The organism is Pseudomonadales bacterium (assembly GCA_013215025.1).
Lineage (GTDB): Bacteria > Pseudomonadota > Gammaproteobacteria > Pseudomonadales > DT-91 > DT-91.
Window position 1 is genome coordinate 1139 of the sequence record JABSRR010000137.1, and the last position, 657, is coordinate 1795.

The 657-nt window shown below is 39.7% G+C and carries 1 protein-coding gene; it reads left to right on the forward strand.

What is annotated here, in order from left to right:
* Window positions 1-657, forward strand: a 657-nt coding sequence (locus HRU21_09150) for a DUF935 family protein (protein NRA42457.1), incomplete at both ends; no start/stop codon positions are given.

A 657-nucleotide genomic window follows, 5' to 3' on the forward strand; every position in this document is an offset into this window, starting at 1 on the left:
AAATATGCACGTATAATTGAAGAGAAAGACTTTGAGATTTCGGGCTTATTGAACCTCCGTAAGAGTATGGTCAAGTCCGCAAGGGCTTTTGCTGTACCTAAGAACAACTCTCCCGAAGCAATCACGATGGCTGACTTTTGCGAAGATAAGATGAGTGAGATTATGCCATCTGCCTTGAGCGGTATGTCAGACTTTGAGGGTCTGCTTGATAATTGTATGCACGCTCTTAATACTGGTATTTCTTTTTCTCAGATACATTGGGGTGAAGGTGGTAGCTACATAAAAGGCTTTGAATACTTTGATCCGACTTACTTTTCTTTCCAAGGCTCTTATCAGCCGTACCTAAAGTATCGTTCTAGCGAGAAGAAGATTAATCTCGATGAGCGTAAATGGATTTTCCATACACATAATCCTCGTGGTGGTGATATGACTCGTGGCGGTTTAATTAGACCGTTGATTTATCTTTATTATTTCAAAAAGCATGTTTATCAGTTCAATATCCGAGCTATCGAGAAAGTTTTGATTCCTTTTGTAAGTCTTATGGTAGACCACGAGACATTTAAAGATGACAAACGCATGAAGGAGCTTGAGAATAAGCTTACTGCATTTGGTGCTGATGGTGGTGGTATCTTTACTGAGGGTTCTGAGTTTAATTAC